The sequence below is a fragment of the Chungangia koreensis genome, from assembly GCF_042651785.1.
Classification (GTDB): domain Bacteria; phylum Bacillota; class Bacilli; order Bacillales_A; family Planococcaceae; genus Chungangia; species Chungangia koreensis.
This window is the reverse complement of record NZ_JBHSEC010000003.1, coordinates 150,796-166,609: the sequence shown is the minus strand read 5'-3', so window position 1 is coordinate 166,609 and position 15,814 is coordinate 150,796. Positions and strand designations below refer to the sequence as shown.

14 protein-coding genes are annotated in these 15,814 nt (G+C 40.5%); 10 read left to right on the top strand and 4 right to left on the bottom strand.

What is annotated here, in order from left to right; translation table 11 throughout:
* Positions 1–255: 255 nt before the first annotated feature.
* The 9 genes from ACFOZY_RS04055 to ACFOZY_RS04015 all read left to right on the top strand — a co-directional run bounded on the left by ACFOZY_RS04055 (position 256) and on the right by ACFOZY_RS04015 (position 11,619).
* A complete protein-coding gene (locus ACFOZY_RS04055) occupies positions 256–969 on the top strand; it encodes a gamma-glutamyl-gamma-aminobutyrate hydrolase family protein (protein ID WP_378152535.1) in 714 nt (237 codons plus the stop codon).
* Positions 966–1,889, top strand: a complete 924-nt coding sequence (locus ACFOZY_RS04050) for a dipeptidase (protein ID WP_378152533.1) — start codon at positions 966–968, stop codon at positions 1,887–1,889. Before ACFOZY_RS04055 ends, ACFOZY_RS04050 begins: the two co-directional genes overlap by 4 nt.
* Before the next feature lie 217 nt (positions 1,890–2,106).
* Positions 2,107–4,341: an S-layer homology domain-containing protein gene (locus ACFOZY_RS04045; RefSeq protein WP_378152531.1), complete on the top strand. Its 2,235-nt coding sequence runs from the start codon at positions 2,107–2,109 to the stop codon at positions 4,339–4,341.
* Positions 4,342–4,694: 353 nt separating this feature from the next.
* Positions 4,695–6,215, top strand: coding sequence for a class I adenylate-forming enzyme family protein (locus ACFOZY_RS04040; protein WP_378152529.1), 1,521 nt, complete (start codon positions 4,695–4,697; stop codon positions 6,213–6,215).
* Between the two features lie 128 nt (positions 6,216–6,343).
* Entirely contained in the window at positions 6,344–6,949 is a 606-nt protein-coding gene (locus tag ACFOZY_RS04035) for a DUF4309 domain-containing protein (RefSeq protein ID WP_378152527.1), read from the top strand.
* A gap of 148 nt (positions 6,950–7,097) precedes the next feature.
* Complete coding sequence (locus ACFOZY_RS04030; RefSeq protein ID WP_378152525.1) at positions 7,098–8,558, top strand: S-layer homology domain-containing protein; 1,461 nt, start codon at positions 7,098–7,100, stop codon at positions 8,556–8,558.
* A 55-nt stretch (positions 8,559–8,613) separates the two neighbouring features.
* Positions 8,614–9,387: an HAD family hydrolase gene (locus ACFOZY_RS04025; protein ID WP_378152523.1), complete on the top strand. Its 774-nt coding sequence runs from the start codon at positions 8,614–8,616 to the stop codon at positions 9,385–9,387.
* Between the two features lie 102 nt (positions 9,388–9,489).
* Entirely contained in the window at positions 9,490–10,125 is a 636-nt protein-coding gene (locus tag ACFOZY_RS04020) for a superoxide dismutase family protein (RefSeq protein ID WP_378152521.1), read from the top strand.
* A gap of 120 nt (positions 10,126–10,245) precedes the next feature.
* Positions 10,246–11,619: a glucose-6-phosphate isomerase gene (locus tag ACFOZY_RS04015; protein WP_378152519.1), complete on the top strand. Its 1,374-nt coding sequence runs from the start codon at positions 10,246–10,248 to the stop codon at positions 11,617–11,619.
* Positions 11,620–11,699: 80 nt separating this feature from the next.
* Here the strand turns inward: ACFOZY_RS04015 and ACFOZY_RS04010 are convergent, their stop codons facing one another.
* The gene (locus tag ACFOZY_RS04010; protein WP_378152517.1) at positions 11,700–12,338 is read right to left on the bottom strand and encodes a hypothetical protein; all 639 of its coding nucleotides are present in this window, start codon (positions 12,336–12,338) and stop codon (positions 11,700–11,702) included.
* 13 nt (positions 12,339–12,351) lie between these two features.
* Entirely contained in the window at positions 12,352–13,554 is a 1,203-nt protein-coding gene (locus ACFOZY_RS04005) for a tetratricopeptide repeat protein (protein ID WP_378152515.1), read from the bottom strand.
* Positions 13,555–13,954: 400 nt separating this feature from the next.
* Between ACFOZY_RS04005 and ACFOZY_RS04000 the strand changes: the two genes are divergently transcribed.
* Entirely contained in the window at positions 13,955–14,155 is a 201-nt protein-coding gene (locus ACFOZY_RS04000; protein ID WP_378152513.1) for a CsbD family protein, read from the top strand.
* A gap of 42 nt (positions 14,156–14,197) precedes the next feature.
* Here ACFOZY_RS04000 and ACFOZY_RS03995 read toward each other — a convergent pair whose 3' ends face one another.
* Positions 14,198–14,896 carry an ABC transporter permease gene (locus tag ACFOZY_RS03995; protein WP_378152511.1) on the bottom strand — a complete coding sequence of 233 codons (699 nt, stop codon included), beginning with the start codon at positions 14,894–14,896 and terminating at the stop codon, positions 14,198–14,200.
* Entirely contained in the window at positions 14,893–15,810 is a 918-nt protein-coding gene (locus ACFOZY_RS03990) for an osmoprotectant ABC transporter substrate-binding protein (RefSeq protein ID WP_378152509.1), read from the bottom strand. Before ACFOZY_RS03990 ends, ACFOZY_RS03995 begins: the two co-directional genes overlap by 4 nt.
* Positions 15,811–15,814: the final 4 nt, after the last annotated feature.

Here is a 15,814-nt window from a genome sequence, read left to right as displayed (position 1 = left end):
AGGGGTGATTACTATTAACTGTGGGGTAGTCGACATGGTTGTTTTAGGTAGTCGAGACGTATAGGAGAGATAGTCGACATATAAGTGGTAAGTAGTAGAAAAAGTGTTTCAACTGGATGGGACATCTGATTTACCGGAAGCCTTCCTCTTTTTTACTTGGATACTTCGTGCAGCCCTCTCATTATTTTTATTGGAGAAGAAAGGAAAAGTTGGATTGGCCTCGAATATTATGAATTAGAGTAGGAGGTTGGTTCAATGAAACCGGTAATTGGCTTAACGTGTAGTATCGATGAACAAAAACATTTTTTGAATAATGATTACGCTGAAGCGATAATTCGGGCAGGTGGGATTCCGTTAGTCATACCAATGGGCACCGAGACGGATGTCGTTCAGCTTGCCGGTTTGGTGGATGGGTTGATGATGTCAGGAGGAAATGATCCGAACCCTCTTTTGTTTGGGCAGGAGCCACACCCGAAATTGGGTGAAGTGACACCGGAGCGGGATGCACTGGAAGTTGAATTAGCGAGACATTTCCTTTACTTGAATAAGCCTATTTTGGGGATTTGCCGTGGGATGCAAATTTTGAATGTCGCGGTTGGAGGCACATTATATCAGGATTTGAGCCAACATAAAGGAGAGCTTTTGCAACATAGCCAAGATGCACCGCGTTATCATCCTTCCCACTATGTACATGTATCAGAAGAGTCTCATTTACAGAGATTGTCCGGATCGGACCGGATTACAGTAAACTCCTACCATCACCAGGCTGTAAAGGATGTAGCTCCTTCATTCGTGGCTTCTGGTATCGCATCAGATGGTATAATTGAAGCAATTGAAAGCCGGAGACATCGGTTCGTGTTAGGGGTGCAATGGCATCCGGAAGGTATGGCGCTGAAAGGTGATCCGCTTTCACTAAAAATATTTGAGCACTTTGTATCAGTTTGTGCAACGGGGAGGCATACAGCTTGAAGACGATCGATTTACATTGTGATGTGTTATGGAAGATGCAACGGTCAAAAGGGGCAGTCGATTTCCTCGACGGCGATCTGGATGCCAATTTAGAGAAGCTGAAAGCAGGAAATGTGATGCTCCAGACGTTTGCCATTTTTGTTTTACCTGAAGTAAAGGTGGAAGAGAAGTTTAGCGTAGCGATGGATCAAGTCCATTATTTTCATAAAAGGGTGCTCGGCAGCAATCCTCATATGAAACTGATTCGGGATTGGACGGATATCGACAAACTTCAGGACGGTGAGATTGGCGCGCTATTGTCGCTTGAAGGCGTAGATGCCATCGGGAATGATATCAATAAGTTGACCATTTTGCATGAGTTGGGAGTTCGCTCGATCGGGTTGACTTGGAACAATGCAAACCTTGCGGCAGACGGTATTTTAGAAGAACGAGGTGCGGGTCTAACGTCATTTGGTAAGGAAATTGTGACGTTCAATAACGAGCATCAGATGTTCACGGATGTTTCTCATTTGAGTGAAAGATCGTTTTGGGATGTAATGGAAATAGCCAAATATCCGATTGCGAGCCACTCGAATTCAAAGTCGATTTGTCCGAATGCACGTAATTTAACGGACGTACAGGCGAAAGTGATGTTCGATCGAAATGCGATGGTCCATGTAACATTTGTAACAGAATTCGTGAAAGAAACTGGTGACGTGGAGATTGGAGATTTGATAAAACATATCGACCATTTCTGTTCAATTGGCGGGATACATAATATCGGGATCGGTTCTGACTTTGATGGAATTACAGCGAAGATTGGTAGATTGGAAGATGCTTCTATGCATCCGAACTTACTGAATGAACTATTAAAATACTATACAGAGGAACAGGTTAAAGGATTCGCGTATCAGAATTTCTTGGATCACCGACCTGTTTGAAAAGAAGACCAGATTGGCTTTTTCGCCGATCTGGTCTTCTTTACTTTTGGGGAAATATTTTCATGTATGACCACCCAATTCCATTTAATTATGTAAAATTTAGCAATATATTCAAGTTTATTGTAATCTATTTGTAATATTGATAGTCTTAAGAAGCGTTCTTTCAAATTCAAGATTTTTCGAAGGCGCAATAAATTAGAATCAGGGGGAAAGATTTATGTCTTTCAATAAAAAATCCTATAAAAAGTTCACAGCAACAGCCGCTACAGCAGCAATCGTAGCGTCCGCAGTTGTACCAGCTGCTGCAGCAGAAATGAAATTCACTGATGTGAACGATAAGTATACTGACTCAGTAAACTATTTGGTTGATAATGAAATCACACAAGGAACTGGTGAACATTCTTTCGGCACAAATGATTCAATTAAGCGTGGAGACGCTGCAGTCATGATTGCAAAGGCTCTAAAACTTGATGTTGAAAATGCACCTGCTTCACCATTTACAGATATTAATGACCGTGTAGCTGGCGCTGTCAACGCTTTACATAGTTTAAAAGTAATCAATGGTAAGAGTGAAACTTCATTCGCACCTGACGATAAAATCAAACGTTCTGAAATGGCTAAAATTATCGCGAACGCATACCGATTGAATGGCGAAGGATTGGACAACCAATTCACTGACGTTGCTGACCAATGGGATGAATATGTAGACGCTCTCGTAAAACATGAAATTACATTGGGTAAAACGGCTACTCAATTCGCACCCGATGCAAACGTCACTCGCGGCGAGTTCGCATTGTTCATGTTCCGTGCAAAAGATTTGATTCCTGCTCAAGGAATTACTGAAGTTACATCTGTTGAAGCAACGACTTCTTTAGTAGACGTTAAAGCTGATGCGCAATTCCTTGGTTTCACTGTGAATAATGGCAAAGAAGTAACAGTTGAAGAGTTAACTAAAGCAGGCTTCACAGTCGAGTTCCAATCTACAAACTTAAATGTGTTGAAAGACGCGAAAACCGGTGAATTAAATCAATCCAAATTCGTTGAAGGAGAGGAATTCTCCTATAAAGTAGCTATTACAAAAGACGGTAAAACAGTGAAGTCTTCTGAAACAACAGTTAAAGTTGAAGATTTCGCGAAGACAGTTGTAGCATTGAATGACTATGCATTAACTGTAGACGGTGTTGAATTGACAAGCGGTACACTTGTACTGAACGAAAAAGCATCAATCAGCGGCGTTAAAGGAACTTCTTTGAAGGGTGCTTTAAACTTCACAGATAATACTCGATTAGCATTCGAATCTTCTAATAAGAACGTAGTAGTTGTAAACCAAAATGGTGATGTAACAACTGTTGCTGAAGGTGAAGCGACAATTACTGTAACTGTTAAAGATTCAGAAGTTAAAATGGAAATTCCTGTTGAAGTCGTAAAAGAAGCACGTAAAGCTGCTAAAGTTTCAGCAACATCCACTTCTGTTTCGATCTTGGCGAATAAATCCCAAGCTGTTGCTGTAACGGTTGTTGACCAATACGGAGATCCGTTCCAAGGCTTCAAAGTTGTAGAACCTGTAGCTGTTAAAGCAGGCGAGAAAACAATTGCAAACGTAACTGTTTCCGAATCCGATACTGCTGGTGAAGCGATTGCAACAGTAGTCGCAACTGGTGAAACAGGTGTTGGCAACGCAGAAATAAAAGTTGGAGAAACAACATTACTGACTCTTTCAGTTAAAGTTGGCTCCAGCAATGTAGTGGCAAAGCGCCTATTGGAAGTTCTAAGCACTGAGTCTGATACTACTCTTGACTTGAACCCAGTAAAATCCGATGCGTCTGTTAAACTTGTTTATAACCAATACAATGCAGATGGTATGTTGATCGGACTAACTGAAACAATCGGAGCTGATCAAAAGTTCACAGTTTCTGCTTCTAATGACAATGTCAACGTTTCTGAAAGAAATGGCGTCATCACTGTGACAGCTGTTAAAACAGGAACTGCCGATATCATCATCAAAGAAGGATCTATCGTTCGTGATACAGTAACAGTAACTGTAGAAAATACATCTCCTTCAATTGATAGCGTTGAATTTGCTTCCGATAAAGTAGAATCTGCTGATGCAGCTATGACTGATTTGCTTAAAGCTGAAGGAATTAAATTGACTTCAACTGACGCTGTATCATTTGGCTATGCAGATGGTAAAGGCGTAATCTTTGTCGAAACAGCATCAGTAGCGAATGGTTACACTGCAGGTACTGATATCCTTTTAGGTACTGTTGATGCAGTTACCGCTAACGAAGATGCTTTAACTTTCGATGTTTCCGGTAAGATTTTTGTTGGCGGTATCGCATTGACTGAAGGTACTAAAGGCGAATTCACAATGCGTGTATTGAATCCAGCTGGTGACGTTATTAAAACTCAACCAGTAACAGTAGATGTAAAAGCAGCTGCTGTAACAGAATAATTATTGTTCACTTTGGACCGGATCTCCTTTGAGATTCGGTCTTTTTTCTGTTTTGAAATGATACTGCAATCTCTCTGAAACTAAGCTGTAAAATACCTGGAAAATATGGGCTTGGGTAGTAAGTATTTTCTGTTTAAAAAGGCGGAAACGGTGATATCCTTTATTTATGAGCAACGGGCTGGTTACCCGGTTTTTCTCCCTGTTTTGAAAATGCTCATATTACAGAAGACCCTCAAGCATCCGGAGAACTGCTCCGGATGCTTTTTTTGATGTCTTTTATTCTAAAAATTTCAATCATTATAAATTTTCAATTATAATAGAATGGATAAATAGAATAAAGGAGTTGTAGCCAGATGTTTATTGCTGAACAGTTGAAAGGGCAAGTGGATCTGACACCGGATCACACAATTACGTCATTCAATGGACGGGTCACTTCATATGCGGATTTCTACCAAAAGGCGAAGAATGTAGCAACGCATTTTCAACGGAAGGGCTATAAAAAGGAAGACATCATTGCGCTCTATTTACACAACTCGGATTATTTTCTCATTTGCTATTATGCGTGCCAAATTGGTGGATTTACAGTTTTACCGATCAATATAAAACTGACCGGGCGAGAGGTCGAGTATATATTGAATCATTCAGAGGCGAAGGCTGTCATTTATGATGAACGGCTTAAGGAGACTTTAGAGGGTATTTCTCCGAAATTAATACATGTACAAGATACAGTTGTTGTTGGCAACGCGGATGCAGAAGTGAGGCTGGAGGATTTAATCGACGGATCGGACGAAGGATTCGTGGAACCTGAACGAAGTGATGAGGATACCGCTGTCATCTTTTATACGTCAGGCACAACCGGAAAACCTAAAGGTGTTATGCTTACGAATAAAAACACATTTGCGACTGCTCAAATCTGGTCAGAGTCGATGAAGTTAAACAGCAGCGACCGGATGCATATTGTGGCTCCACTTTTCCATTGTGCAGCAAGCCATGTGTTCAGTATTCCGATCATTTATTCAGGTGGGACGTTAATAATTGAAGAAGGCTTTTCACCTGAACAGACACTTCGGACGATGGAAGAGGAAAAGGCGACCATTTTCTTCGGTGTTCCGGCTATGTATGCCATTTTGTTGAATACAGAGACTATAAAAGAAGCGAATCTGTCTGACTTACGATTATTTACGTATGGTGCATCACCGATGCCTTATGAATTAGTGAAGCGGGTGAAATCATTATTTCCGGAGGTCAAACTTCAAAATCTATATGGCCAAACGGAAAACTCCCCAGCGGCTACGTCCTTGACTGATGAGCATGTGCTCACGAAAGTCGGTTCTGTTGGTAGACCATTGCCAATGACCGAGATTCAAATCGTGAACGAATTTGGAGAACCGCTACCTGCCGGTGAAGTTGGGGAAATTGTCGTTAAGGGTCCACAAGTGATGAAAGGCTATTTGAAAAATGAAGATGAGACTCGAAAGGCACTCCGGAATGGCTGGTTGTATAGCGGCGATTTAGGAAAGATGGACGAAGACGGACTTTTATATATCGTCGACCGAAAAAAAGACATGATCATCCGTGGTGGCGAAAATGTATATCCGCTCGAAGTGGAAGAAGTGCTGTTTGAACGCCCGGAAATCTTAGAAGCAGCGGTAATCGGAATTCCACATGAGGTGTACGGTGAAGTTCCGAAGGCGTATATCGTATTGAAGCCTGGGCAAACTCTTTCCGAAGAGTCCGTTTTGGATTATTGTAAAGAGCGTTTAGCCAAATATAAAATACCGACTGACATTGAATTCATTGACAGTCTGCCACGTAATGCGAGTGGGAAAGTTCTGAAAACCGTGTTGAGAGAGAAGCAGACAATTGTCTATTAAGCGTCCGTTTTAACGGACGTTTTTTCTTTTCATTTGAACATGGCTAAAGCGTTGGGATATTGTTTTATTTTTCAATTCGGGGGAATGATAACTACACAGATGAAATTTAACAGAAAGGGTTTGAATGCATGAAAAAATGGTTTTTGCCGTTTGCTGCGATCATGCTGCTTGCTGGCTGTAACAATAATGATGGTAACGAAAACCCCGAAGAAGCAATGGACGATTTGGGCACTGAAGAGTTAGGTGACGATGCGGTAATTAACGAAGATGAACAGCATGAACAAGACGGAGCAGATGATGATAACGAGCAGAATGAAGCTAAAAATTATTTGACAAAGGATTTCTATAATGAAGTAAGCCAAGGCAATATGCCGGGTTCAAATATAAAATTGGATGACCCCGAAGATGATGTCAAATCACAAATGGGTGAACCACAAGCGGAAGAAGATGTAGACGACGTCAATTTCATAACATATGAAAAATACGCATATGGCGTAAAGGATGGAAAAGTGGTCGCGATTGCATACCATGTACCTGAAAGCGACAACACAACAACGAGTGAATTTATTGAAGCTTGGGGCGCTCCAGCAACCGAGGGTGCGATGTACAACAATGCGCCCGGAACTTATACGTTGACGTATGAGTTTGTAGAAGATACGGTTGTGACGGTTAAATCGAAAGAGAAAGACAAAGTTATTGATGCCATCATCGTTAACAAAAAGAAAGAAAGTTAATACGTTTTATGGGAAAGGGTTATCTCCGAAAATGGGGATAGCCTTTTTTATTGGAAGGAAAAATTAGTAAAATAAAGAAAATCTCTATTTAAAGTGTTTCATTCTCTCCCAATTTTCGGTAACCTAATAGATAAGGGAGGGAAATCGAATGAGAAAGATTGCAATAGTAGTAGTTTCAATGTTTATGTTGATCGGTTTTGGAGGTCAAGCGAGTGCCGAAACAGGTTTCTCTGATGTGAAGCCTGGCGATCCGTTTGAAAAAGAAATGATGTACTTGTATGAAAAAGGAATCATTAAGGGATACGAAGATGGACGTTTCGGTCCTGAGGACAACGTTACCCGTGGTGCGGCAGCCTTGATGATTGCCCGTGCAATTGGACTTGATACTGAAAAAACGAAAACAGAGTTTAAAGATGTTCCTTCTGACATAGAAGCTTCAGGAGCAATCCAGTCTGCTAATGATCGCGGAATCTTGCAGGGTTACGGTAATGGAATATTTAAGCCGAATAAAGTGGTGAACCGAGGCGAGATGGCGATCTTTATTGCTCGTGCGTTTAATCTTCAAGACGAGGAAGTTATCGCTTTTAAGGATGTTTCAATTAAACAAGTCTCTTATTCTTCCATCCGTAGAATATTAGCTGCCGGAATTACTAATGGTTATAATGGCGGGATTTTTAAATCGAACACTGAACTGACAAGACGGGAGTTTTCGGCCTTTTTAGCAAGGGCTTTAAATGCAGATTTCCGTGTTGACGTGAATACTTGTGGTTACGATCCGGCAAGCAAAACAAATCCGGATCGCCAAACTGTAAACTGTTTATTGACAAGAGAGGCTTTAAAGCAAGGGGTTCCTCCTGAAATTGTGAAAGGAATCGCTTCTGCGGAAAACGGTCCTTGGAAACAATTTAATGCAGATGGAACTCCATTTAAATCTACTGATGGTGGAATCGGCGTTATGCAGATTACACTTACAGATGGTTATAATGTTGAACGCTTAGAAAATGACCTCACATATAATATTGAAGTGGGAGTCGAAATGTTGAAGAAGAACTTCGGACGTTCTGTCTTGCCTACAGTCGGCAGTAAGTCGCCGAACTCATTGGAAAGTTGGTACTTTGCAGTGATGGCTTATAACGGTGTAGTTGGATTGAATAGCCCGATTGTAAAGGAAACTGGTTTAAGAAATCCAGGCGCATACCAAGAGAAGGTGTACGCTCAAATTGCAGAAAATGGTTTGAAATCTACAAAGATTGCTAATATCGAAATGAGCAGCTCAGATTTCACCTATGGTCCTGAAACAAATTGGGTCATTAAATTCAATAAGACTCATTTCCCTCTAAAAGGGAATACAGAGACTGCTTCAGCCGAACGTTTTGTAGCTGGTGACGATGTACGTTCTACTGTTGAAGGACGTTTGAGACCAACACCGACGGTAGGTCTAAGTTATACGTCAGTTAGCACAACGAACGACATTCATATCGTTGGTGGCCCGGTGTATGATGAGAATAAAAACTCTACAAATGCATTCGTTTGGTACCCGGCCATGGTTGAAAAGAATGGTAAGAAAATTTATGGCTATATCGCATCGTTTAATTTAGTGAAGAAATAACCAAAAGCCTTGCAGGGATTTACCTGCAGGGCTTTTTAAAAGGGGAAACCTGTTCATGAAGAAGTGGATTACTTTTGATCTTGACGGAACCTTAATGCAAAATCCTTTTGTTGGTCAAGTATTTCCGGAAATTGAACGGCTTGTGTTAGAGAAGGTAGGCGGTATTGGGAATGTTTTACCTGATATTCTTGCTGAACATACTTTGAGGATAGACGCAAATCGCTGGGTGGAAGCATATGACTGGGATGACATTGTATCGACTTTCTTGAGAAAGAATAATATCTCGGACTCGATCGATATTGAGAAAATCGTATGTCAGTATTGTCATGCACCGTCGATTTATTTGCTTGAGGATGAAGTTATAGAAGTCCTTAACACATTGAAAAAGAGTGGCTATGCCCTTGCTGCCGTGACGAATGGCTATTTGAAGTATCAAAAGCCAGTGATGGATGCACTTCAGTTAACTCCTTTATTCGATATAATCATAACTCCTTCAGAGGCCGGGTATGCAAAACCGGATCCTCGAATTTTTAATGGTGTTAATGGGGAAATCGCATTTCATGTAGGAGATCGGTTGGAACACGATGTCCGTTCGGCATACGAAGCAGGGGTTCCATCGGTTTTGATAAATCGTTCATTACCAGAAAAAATTCAACGTTTGCCCATTGTGGATCGAGTGAATCATTCTGATGTTGCTGAATTTTTATTAAACAAACTAAATTGTGAGACGAAGATGGGGTTAACAGAACTGCCACACTGGGGAAAGCCAACCTATATTATTCATAGTATTAAGGAACTGGTTATACTTCTTTCGGATAACGAATATTAGATTCCCATTACAAAAGGTTTATTTACCCTCTTTAATGTTTAAATAGGGTTATTCAGGTCAATTTTAGAAGTAGTACGTAACTTTCTAAAAGGAGACCTGCATATGAAAAAATGGATATTATTCCTACTGGCCATTCTGTTTACTCTCGTCTTAACAGCTTGTGGTGACGGGAACGATCAAGAGGGAACAGATGAACCAGCCACTGAAACTGATGGAACTGCACCAAAAGATACTGAAGGTAGTTCAGGTGTGGAAGAAACCAATCCCCCATCTGGAGAATCAGCTACTGACGGTGAAGGTGTAGGGACATTCGTAACAGTCGATCTGATCAACACTGACGGAGATGTCGTGGGGACAGCGGAACTGACACAGGAAGACAAAGGTGTCCTAGTAAAAGTCAACGCAGAAGGTCTTGATGAAGGCGATCACGGTCTCCATTTCCATGAGTTTGGAAAATGTGATGCTCCGGACTTTGCCACAGCGGGAGAGCATTTCAATCCTACAACTGCTGATCATGGAAGTCATGCAGGAGATTTACCTAATTTGACAGTAGATGGCGACGGAAAAGCGCAAGCAGAATTCACTGCTGAAAACGTAACGTTGGAATCAGGTGCGAAGAACTCGTTATTTAAGGAGGGCGGTACTGCGTTAGTAATTCACGAAAATGCGGATGATGGATCAAGCCAGCCTTCTGGTGATTCCGGTAAACGTATCGCTTGTGGAGTTGTAAAGCATTAAACCGAAGCATCTGCGAGACTTATAAATGGAGTCTCGCAGATTTTTTGTTTTGTTGTTAAAGTCGATAAAGTCCGGCAGCTATGGTAAAATAATGGCAATACACGATTTAGGAGATAGAGAATGAACCGTAAACCAGTTGCCTTACATACTAACTTATTAAAAGAATTTGTAACGGACAGTCAAATAAACCATTATCAAGATCATGTTTCTAAACTTCACACTGCTATGCATGAACGAATGGCAGAAGGATCTGACTTTTTAGGATGGCTGGATAATCCTTTGGAAGATCATAGTGAAATGCTGAAGGCAATTCAGAATGTAACAGATGAAATTAAGAAGAATGCAGATGTTTTAATAGTAATTGGTGTGGGGGGTTCCTATTTAGGAGCACGCGCCGTCCAAGAAGCATTAGCACCTTATTTTGGACCGAAAAGTGAGGGAGTAGAGGTCATTTATGCTGGCCAAAATATGAGCGGAGCTTATTTGAAACAGCTTCTTTCTTATATTAAGGGTAAAGAAATTTACGTGAATGTCATTTCAAAATCTGGAACTACTACGGAACCGGCGATTGCTTTCAGGCTGATTCGTGATTACATGGAAGCACGCTACGGCGATGAGTCTTCAGAGCGGATTATTGTAACAACGGATCTGAAAAAAGGGGCTCTTCGTGAGCTTGCCGATGAAAAGGGCTATCGTTCATTTGTGATTGCCGACGATATTGGTGGGCGGTATTCTGTATTAACACCTGTTGGGTTATTACCGCTTTGCGCAGCGGGCTGTAATATTTCCGAATTAATAAATGGTGCAAAGCGAGCTGCCTTTGATTTGCAGAGTGAAACCATTTCGGATAATCCTGCCTACGAATACGCAGTCATACGGAACATTCTTTATTCAAAAGGCTATACGATGGAGCTGCTGGCCAGTTTCGAACCTTCATTGAAGAATTTCCATGAATGGTGGAAACAATTATTCGGTGAAAGTGAAGGGAAAGGGAAGAAGGGGATTTTCCCAGCTGCTGTTTCTTATTCAACGGACCTTCATTCAATTGGTCAATATATCCAGGATGGCCATCGCTTCTTATTTGAAACAATTCTACATTTCGATCAAGTAGAAGATGATATCGAAATTCCATTTATGGAAGATGATCGGGATGGACTGAATTATTTAGTAGATAAAACAGTCAATGAGATTAACTGTCTTTCTAAAGAAGGAACGGCCATTGCGCACGTGGATGGCGGCGTTCCAGTAGTAAAACTGAATGTACACGTACTGGATGAATACCACATCGGATACTTAATCTACTTCTTCATGAAATCATGTGCCATGAGCGCCTACTTGCTCGGAGTAAATCCTTTCGATCAACCAGGCGTAGAAGCATACAAAAACAACATGTTCGCTCTATTGAACAAACCTGGATACGAAAACCAACACAAAACCTTGAAAGAACGAATGGATGAACTCGAAGAGAACAAAGAAGAAGTAGCTTCTGAATAAAGGCATAATAAAACAGCTCACGGAGTAATCCGTGAGCTGTTTATCTTTGTAAGTATGATTGCTTCATGTTGATTATGATATTATGCTAGTGGTTTTACACTCCAAGGTTCAGGGAGTTTTTCAGCTGCAAGAGCTTTCACACTCCATGGTTCAGGGAGTTTTTCAGCTGCCAGGGATTTAACACTCCAAGGCTCAGGAAGCTTTTCTGCAGCAAGTGATTTAACACTCCAAGGCTCAGGAAGTTTTTCCGCAGCCAGGGATTTAACACTCCAAGGCTCAGGAAGCTTTTCCGCAGCCAGGGATTTAACGTTCCAAGGCTCAGGAAGCTTTTCTGCAGCAAGTGATTTAACGTTCCAAGGCTCAGGAAGTTTTTCCGCAGCCAGGGATTTAACGTTCCAAGGCTCAGGAAGCTTTTCTGCAGCAAGTGATTTAACGCTCCAAGGTTCAGGAAGTTTTTCTGCAGCCAGGGATTTAACGCTCCAAGGCTCAGGAAGCTTTTCTGCAGCAAGTGATTTAACGCTCCAAGGCTCAGGAAGCTTTTCTGCAGCAAGTGATTTAACGCTCCAAGGCTCAGGAAGCTTTTCCGCAGCCAAGGATTTAATGCTCCAAGGTGGCGGAAGTTTTTCTGCAGCCAGATTCTCTTCGTTCTGATTAGCGGTAAAATGAGATCCGGCAAATAGTAATGCAACTAAGCAAAAAATTGATACTAACTTTTTCATTCAACTTCACTCCTTATCCGGTTGTCATTAAATGTTGGAAAGTATTACTTGCTTTTTTTAGCATATGGGCAGCTTTTTCAAACTCCCCTTTACCCAAGTAATAATTACCCACTTGATTATAATAATAACCTAATTCAAATAGGTGGTTTTTATGTTCAAGTAATGGTAACCAAACATTTAACATTAAATTTTCATACTGTTCTATCTCATTATTTAGGAAAAAGGATAGAACTTTATGTTCAGTGTATACTTCTTTGACATTTCTATCAATTATTTCTTCACTATCTATCTCATTGGCAATCTCACTTCCTCTATCCAACCAATAAAGTGCTTGTTCTTTATCACCTAACTCATTTGAAGCTTTAACTAAGCTATTAAAACTCATTAAGTAATCCGTGACGTATTCAGGAGGTAAATGGTCAAGACTTTTAGAAATATGTTCAATTGCAAGTTGATAATTTTGAAATTGGAAATAGATATATCCATAGTTGTATTCTGTAGAGAATCTTAATAAGTTCGAGTTTAATTCTTGACCGATTTTAAGGGCAGCGTGATTATGATCAATCGCAGTTTTAAAGTTGCGAAGTCTGCTATGAATGACTCCTAAATTAATATGACATTCAGTAATCCGTTTAGGAACAAATTCCTGTTGATATATTTTTAACGCTATTTCCGTATATTTTAGTCCTTTAACTGTCTCAAAAAATTGAGAAGCTGTTAATCCTAAAGAATAATATAAATCACCTAATTCTAATTGGGGGAATGAATCTAAAACTAACTTTTCTGCTATGGCATAATGATCAAAGGCTTTTTTGTAATCTCCATGGGCATAATGGAAATTTCCTAAGTGTTTATTGTAATAATAATGCTGTTCATCATCAAAAGCATCTTCATAAAGATAAACATCTTTTATAATCTGTTCTGCCGCTTCCATATCCCCATTTAAAACATGAAATCTAATTTGTTGAATGTCGAAGTCGAGTTTTAATTTCTTATCGAAATGGGTGATGGGGTGGTCTTGTAAATATAAATATTGTTCGAAAATCTTTTTTCTTTGGGTAGATTCAAGTAGTAACAATTTAAAGTTTTCAATCAGTTGTTTTTCCCCATCCTCTGGAGGCTTTTTCCCGGTTCTTCCGATATTGTTAATATTCATAGCTGCTATAATTTCATCTGGGCTCATATTCGGCCGAAACCGTTTTGCTGCACTTCCCAAATGGATCCTCCTTTCCATCGGCTCTTTTACACAATAATTACAGACTATTTACACTTTTATCATATAGCTGAAATTGAGTAAATACCAATAAAATTTACTCAATTTCTAAAGATACTACTAAAGAAGTAAAATTACTTCACTATTAATAGGACTTTCGAATGTTGTGAATAGTCAAATAACTAAAAGCCTGTTCGTTTCATTAAGTTATATTTATAGGATAACCATATTCTAACAAACCTGTATTATACCCAAAATAGGAAGGAAGAATCATTTCGAAGTCAAAGTATAGGTAGAAGGGATACTTTTCCTAATTTATATAGTAGTTTCTTAATACTGGAAGACAATTGTTTTGCCTTATCTCATATCGGGTAAATAATAAGCAAGAAGGAGGGTGATATTCATGGCTGACAAAGATCATGATTATATGTCGGACAAACTCAAAGGCACCGTTAATAAGGTGAAGGGTGAAGCGAAGGACCAATGGGGCAACGCAACAGACGATCACTCGCTTCAAATGGAAGGTAAAGCTGATAAGGCGAAAGGCAAAGTCCAGGATACCATCGGCGATTACAAAGAGCATTATGACGAACGAAGATTATAGTAGGAAAAAAGGGAGCTGATTCAGCTCCCTTTAATTTTGCATTTAACTGGTGGCTTGCTTTGGATGATCTGTGTTAATAGTTGTTCGTTTTTTATTGGCAGGGGACAATGCATGCTCGATTCTTCCAAGCACAAAGTCTGCGATTACTGCCATAAGTGCAGTGGGAATAGCACCTGCCAGGATGATAGCCGCTCCGTCGGTTACATTCGTTCCCCGAATGATAATCGATCCAAGTCCGCCGCCTCCGATAAATGCTCCAATCGTGGCAACACCAATTGCAATGACCAAGGCTGTCCGAATTCCTGCCATGATGACTGATAGAGAAAGCGGAAGTTCAACCATATACAAACGTTGCCATGGCGTCATGCCCACTGCGCGTCCAGCTTCTAAAATCGCGTAATCTACACTTTTAATGCCAATATACGTGTTTTTAATGATCGGTAATAGTGAATAAAGGAATAGGCTCATGACAACAGTGTTAGCACCGAGTCCCATGACGACCATGAGTACTGCAAGCATGGCAAGAGCCGGAATGGTTTGAATGATATTCGTAAGTGAAAGGATCACGTTACTTAATTTTCCATACCGTGCAATTAAAATCCCTACAGGAATCCCCACAATTGCTGCAAATAGTACTCCGTAGATCGACATAAGGAAGTGGCGCGAGAATTGCTCCCACACATATGATCCGTTGACGATGTAATAAGTCCATAACTCTTGAATCGTATCCATTTCCATCACTCCCCTCTAAAATAGTTATGTTTCTCTAAGAATTGTTTTGCCACAACGGATGGCTCTTTTTTCTCAACATCCGCCTCGTAGTTCAATTGTGTCATCGTGTCCGCATCGATTTTTCCGGCAAAGCGTTTTAACAGTTCGTCTATTTCTGGGTGCTTCTCGATGACATCTTTACGTGTCACTGGTGATGCATCATAGGGAGGAAAGAATTTTTTATCATCTTCCAATGTTTTTAAATTGTATGCCTTCAAACGGCCGTCCGTACTGTAAGCAAGCACGATATCCATCTTTCCGCTTTTAACCGCTTGATAGACAAGACCGATCGACATCGGCAATGCCTCGCCAAATTCATAACCATATGTTTCAATGAACCCTTCGTAACCGTCTCCAGCACGATTCAACCAGCTGTTATCCACTCCAAGTGTCATGTCAGCTGCTACTTTCTCCAAGTCGGATACTGTTTCAAGACCATGTTCATCTGCAAATTCCTGCGTCACGGTGAATGCGTAGGTGTTCTGGAATCCATATGAGTCATACCAAATTTGGTCAAAACGCTCGTCAAATTCCTTTTTAACGAAAGCCAAAGCTTCTTCAGGGTCTTTCATCGGTTCGACTTCCAATACTGATGGTAAATCAGTTCCTGTGTAACGAGCAGCTGTAATATCGACTTCTTTATTCGTCAACGCTTGATGGGCGATGACAGAGGTACCGAGATTTTCGATCATCTCAACATTCAGATCGGTTTCTTCTTTGATCATATGGGCAACAAGATATCCCAACACCTGTGATTCCGTATGGGTTAATGTCGAAATTTTGATAGTGTTTTCAGCGTTGCCTCCTAAACCAGGTAAGGAACAACCAGTAAGGACGATTGCAATTATAAATACGGTTAATAGTTTTAGTTTTCTCATCTTCATTTCC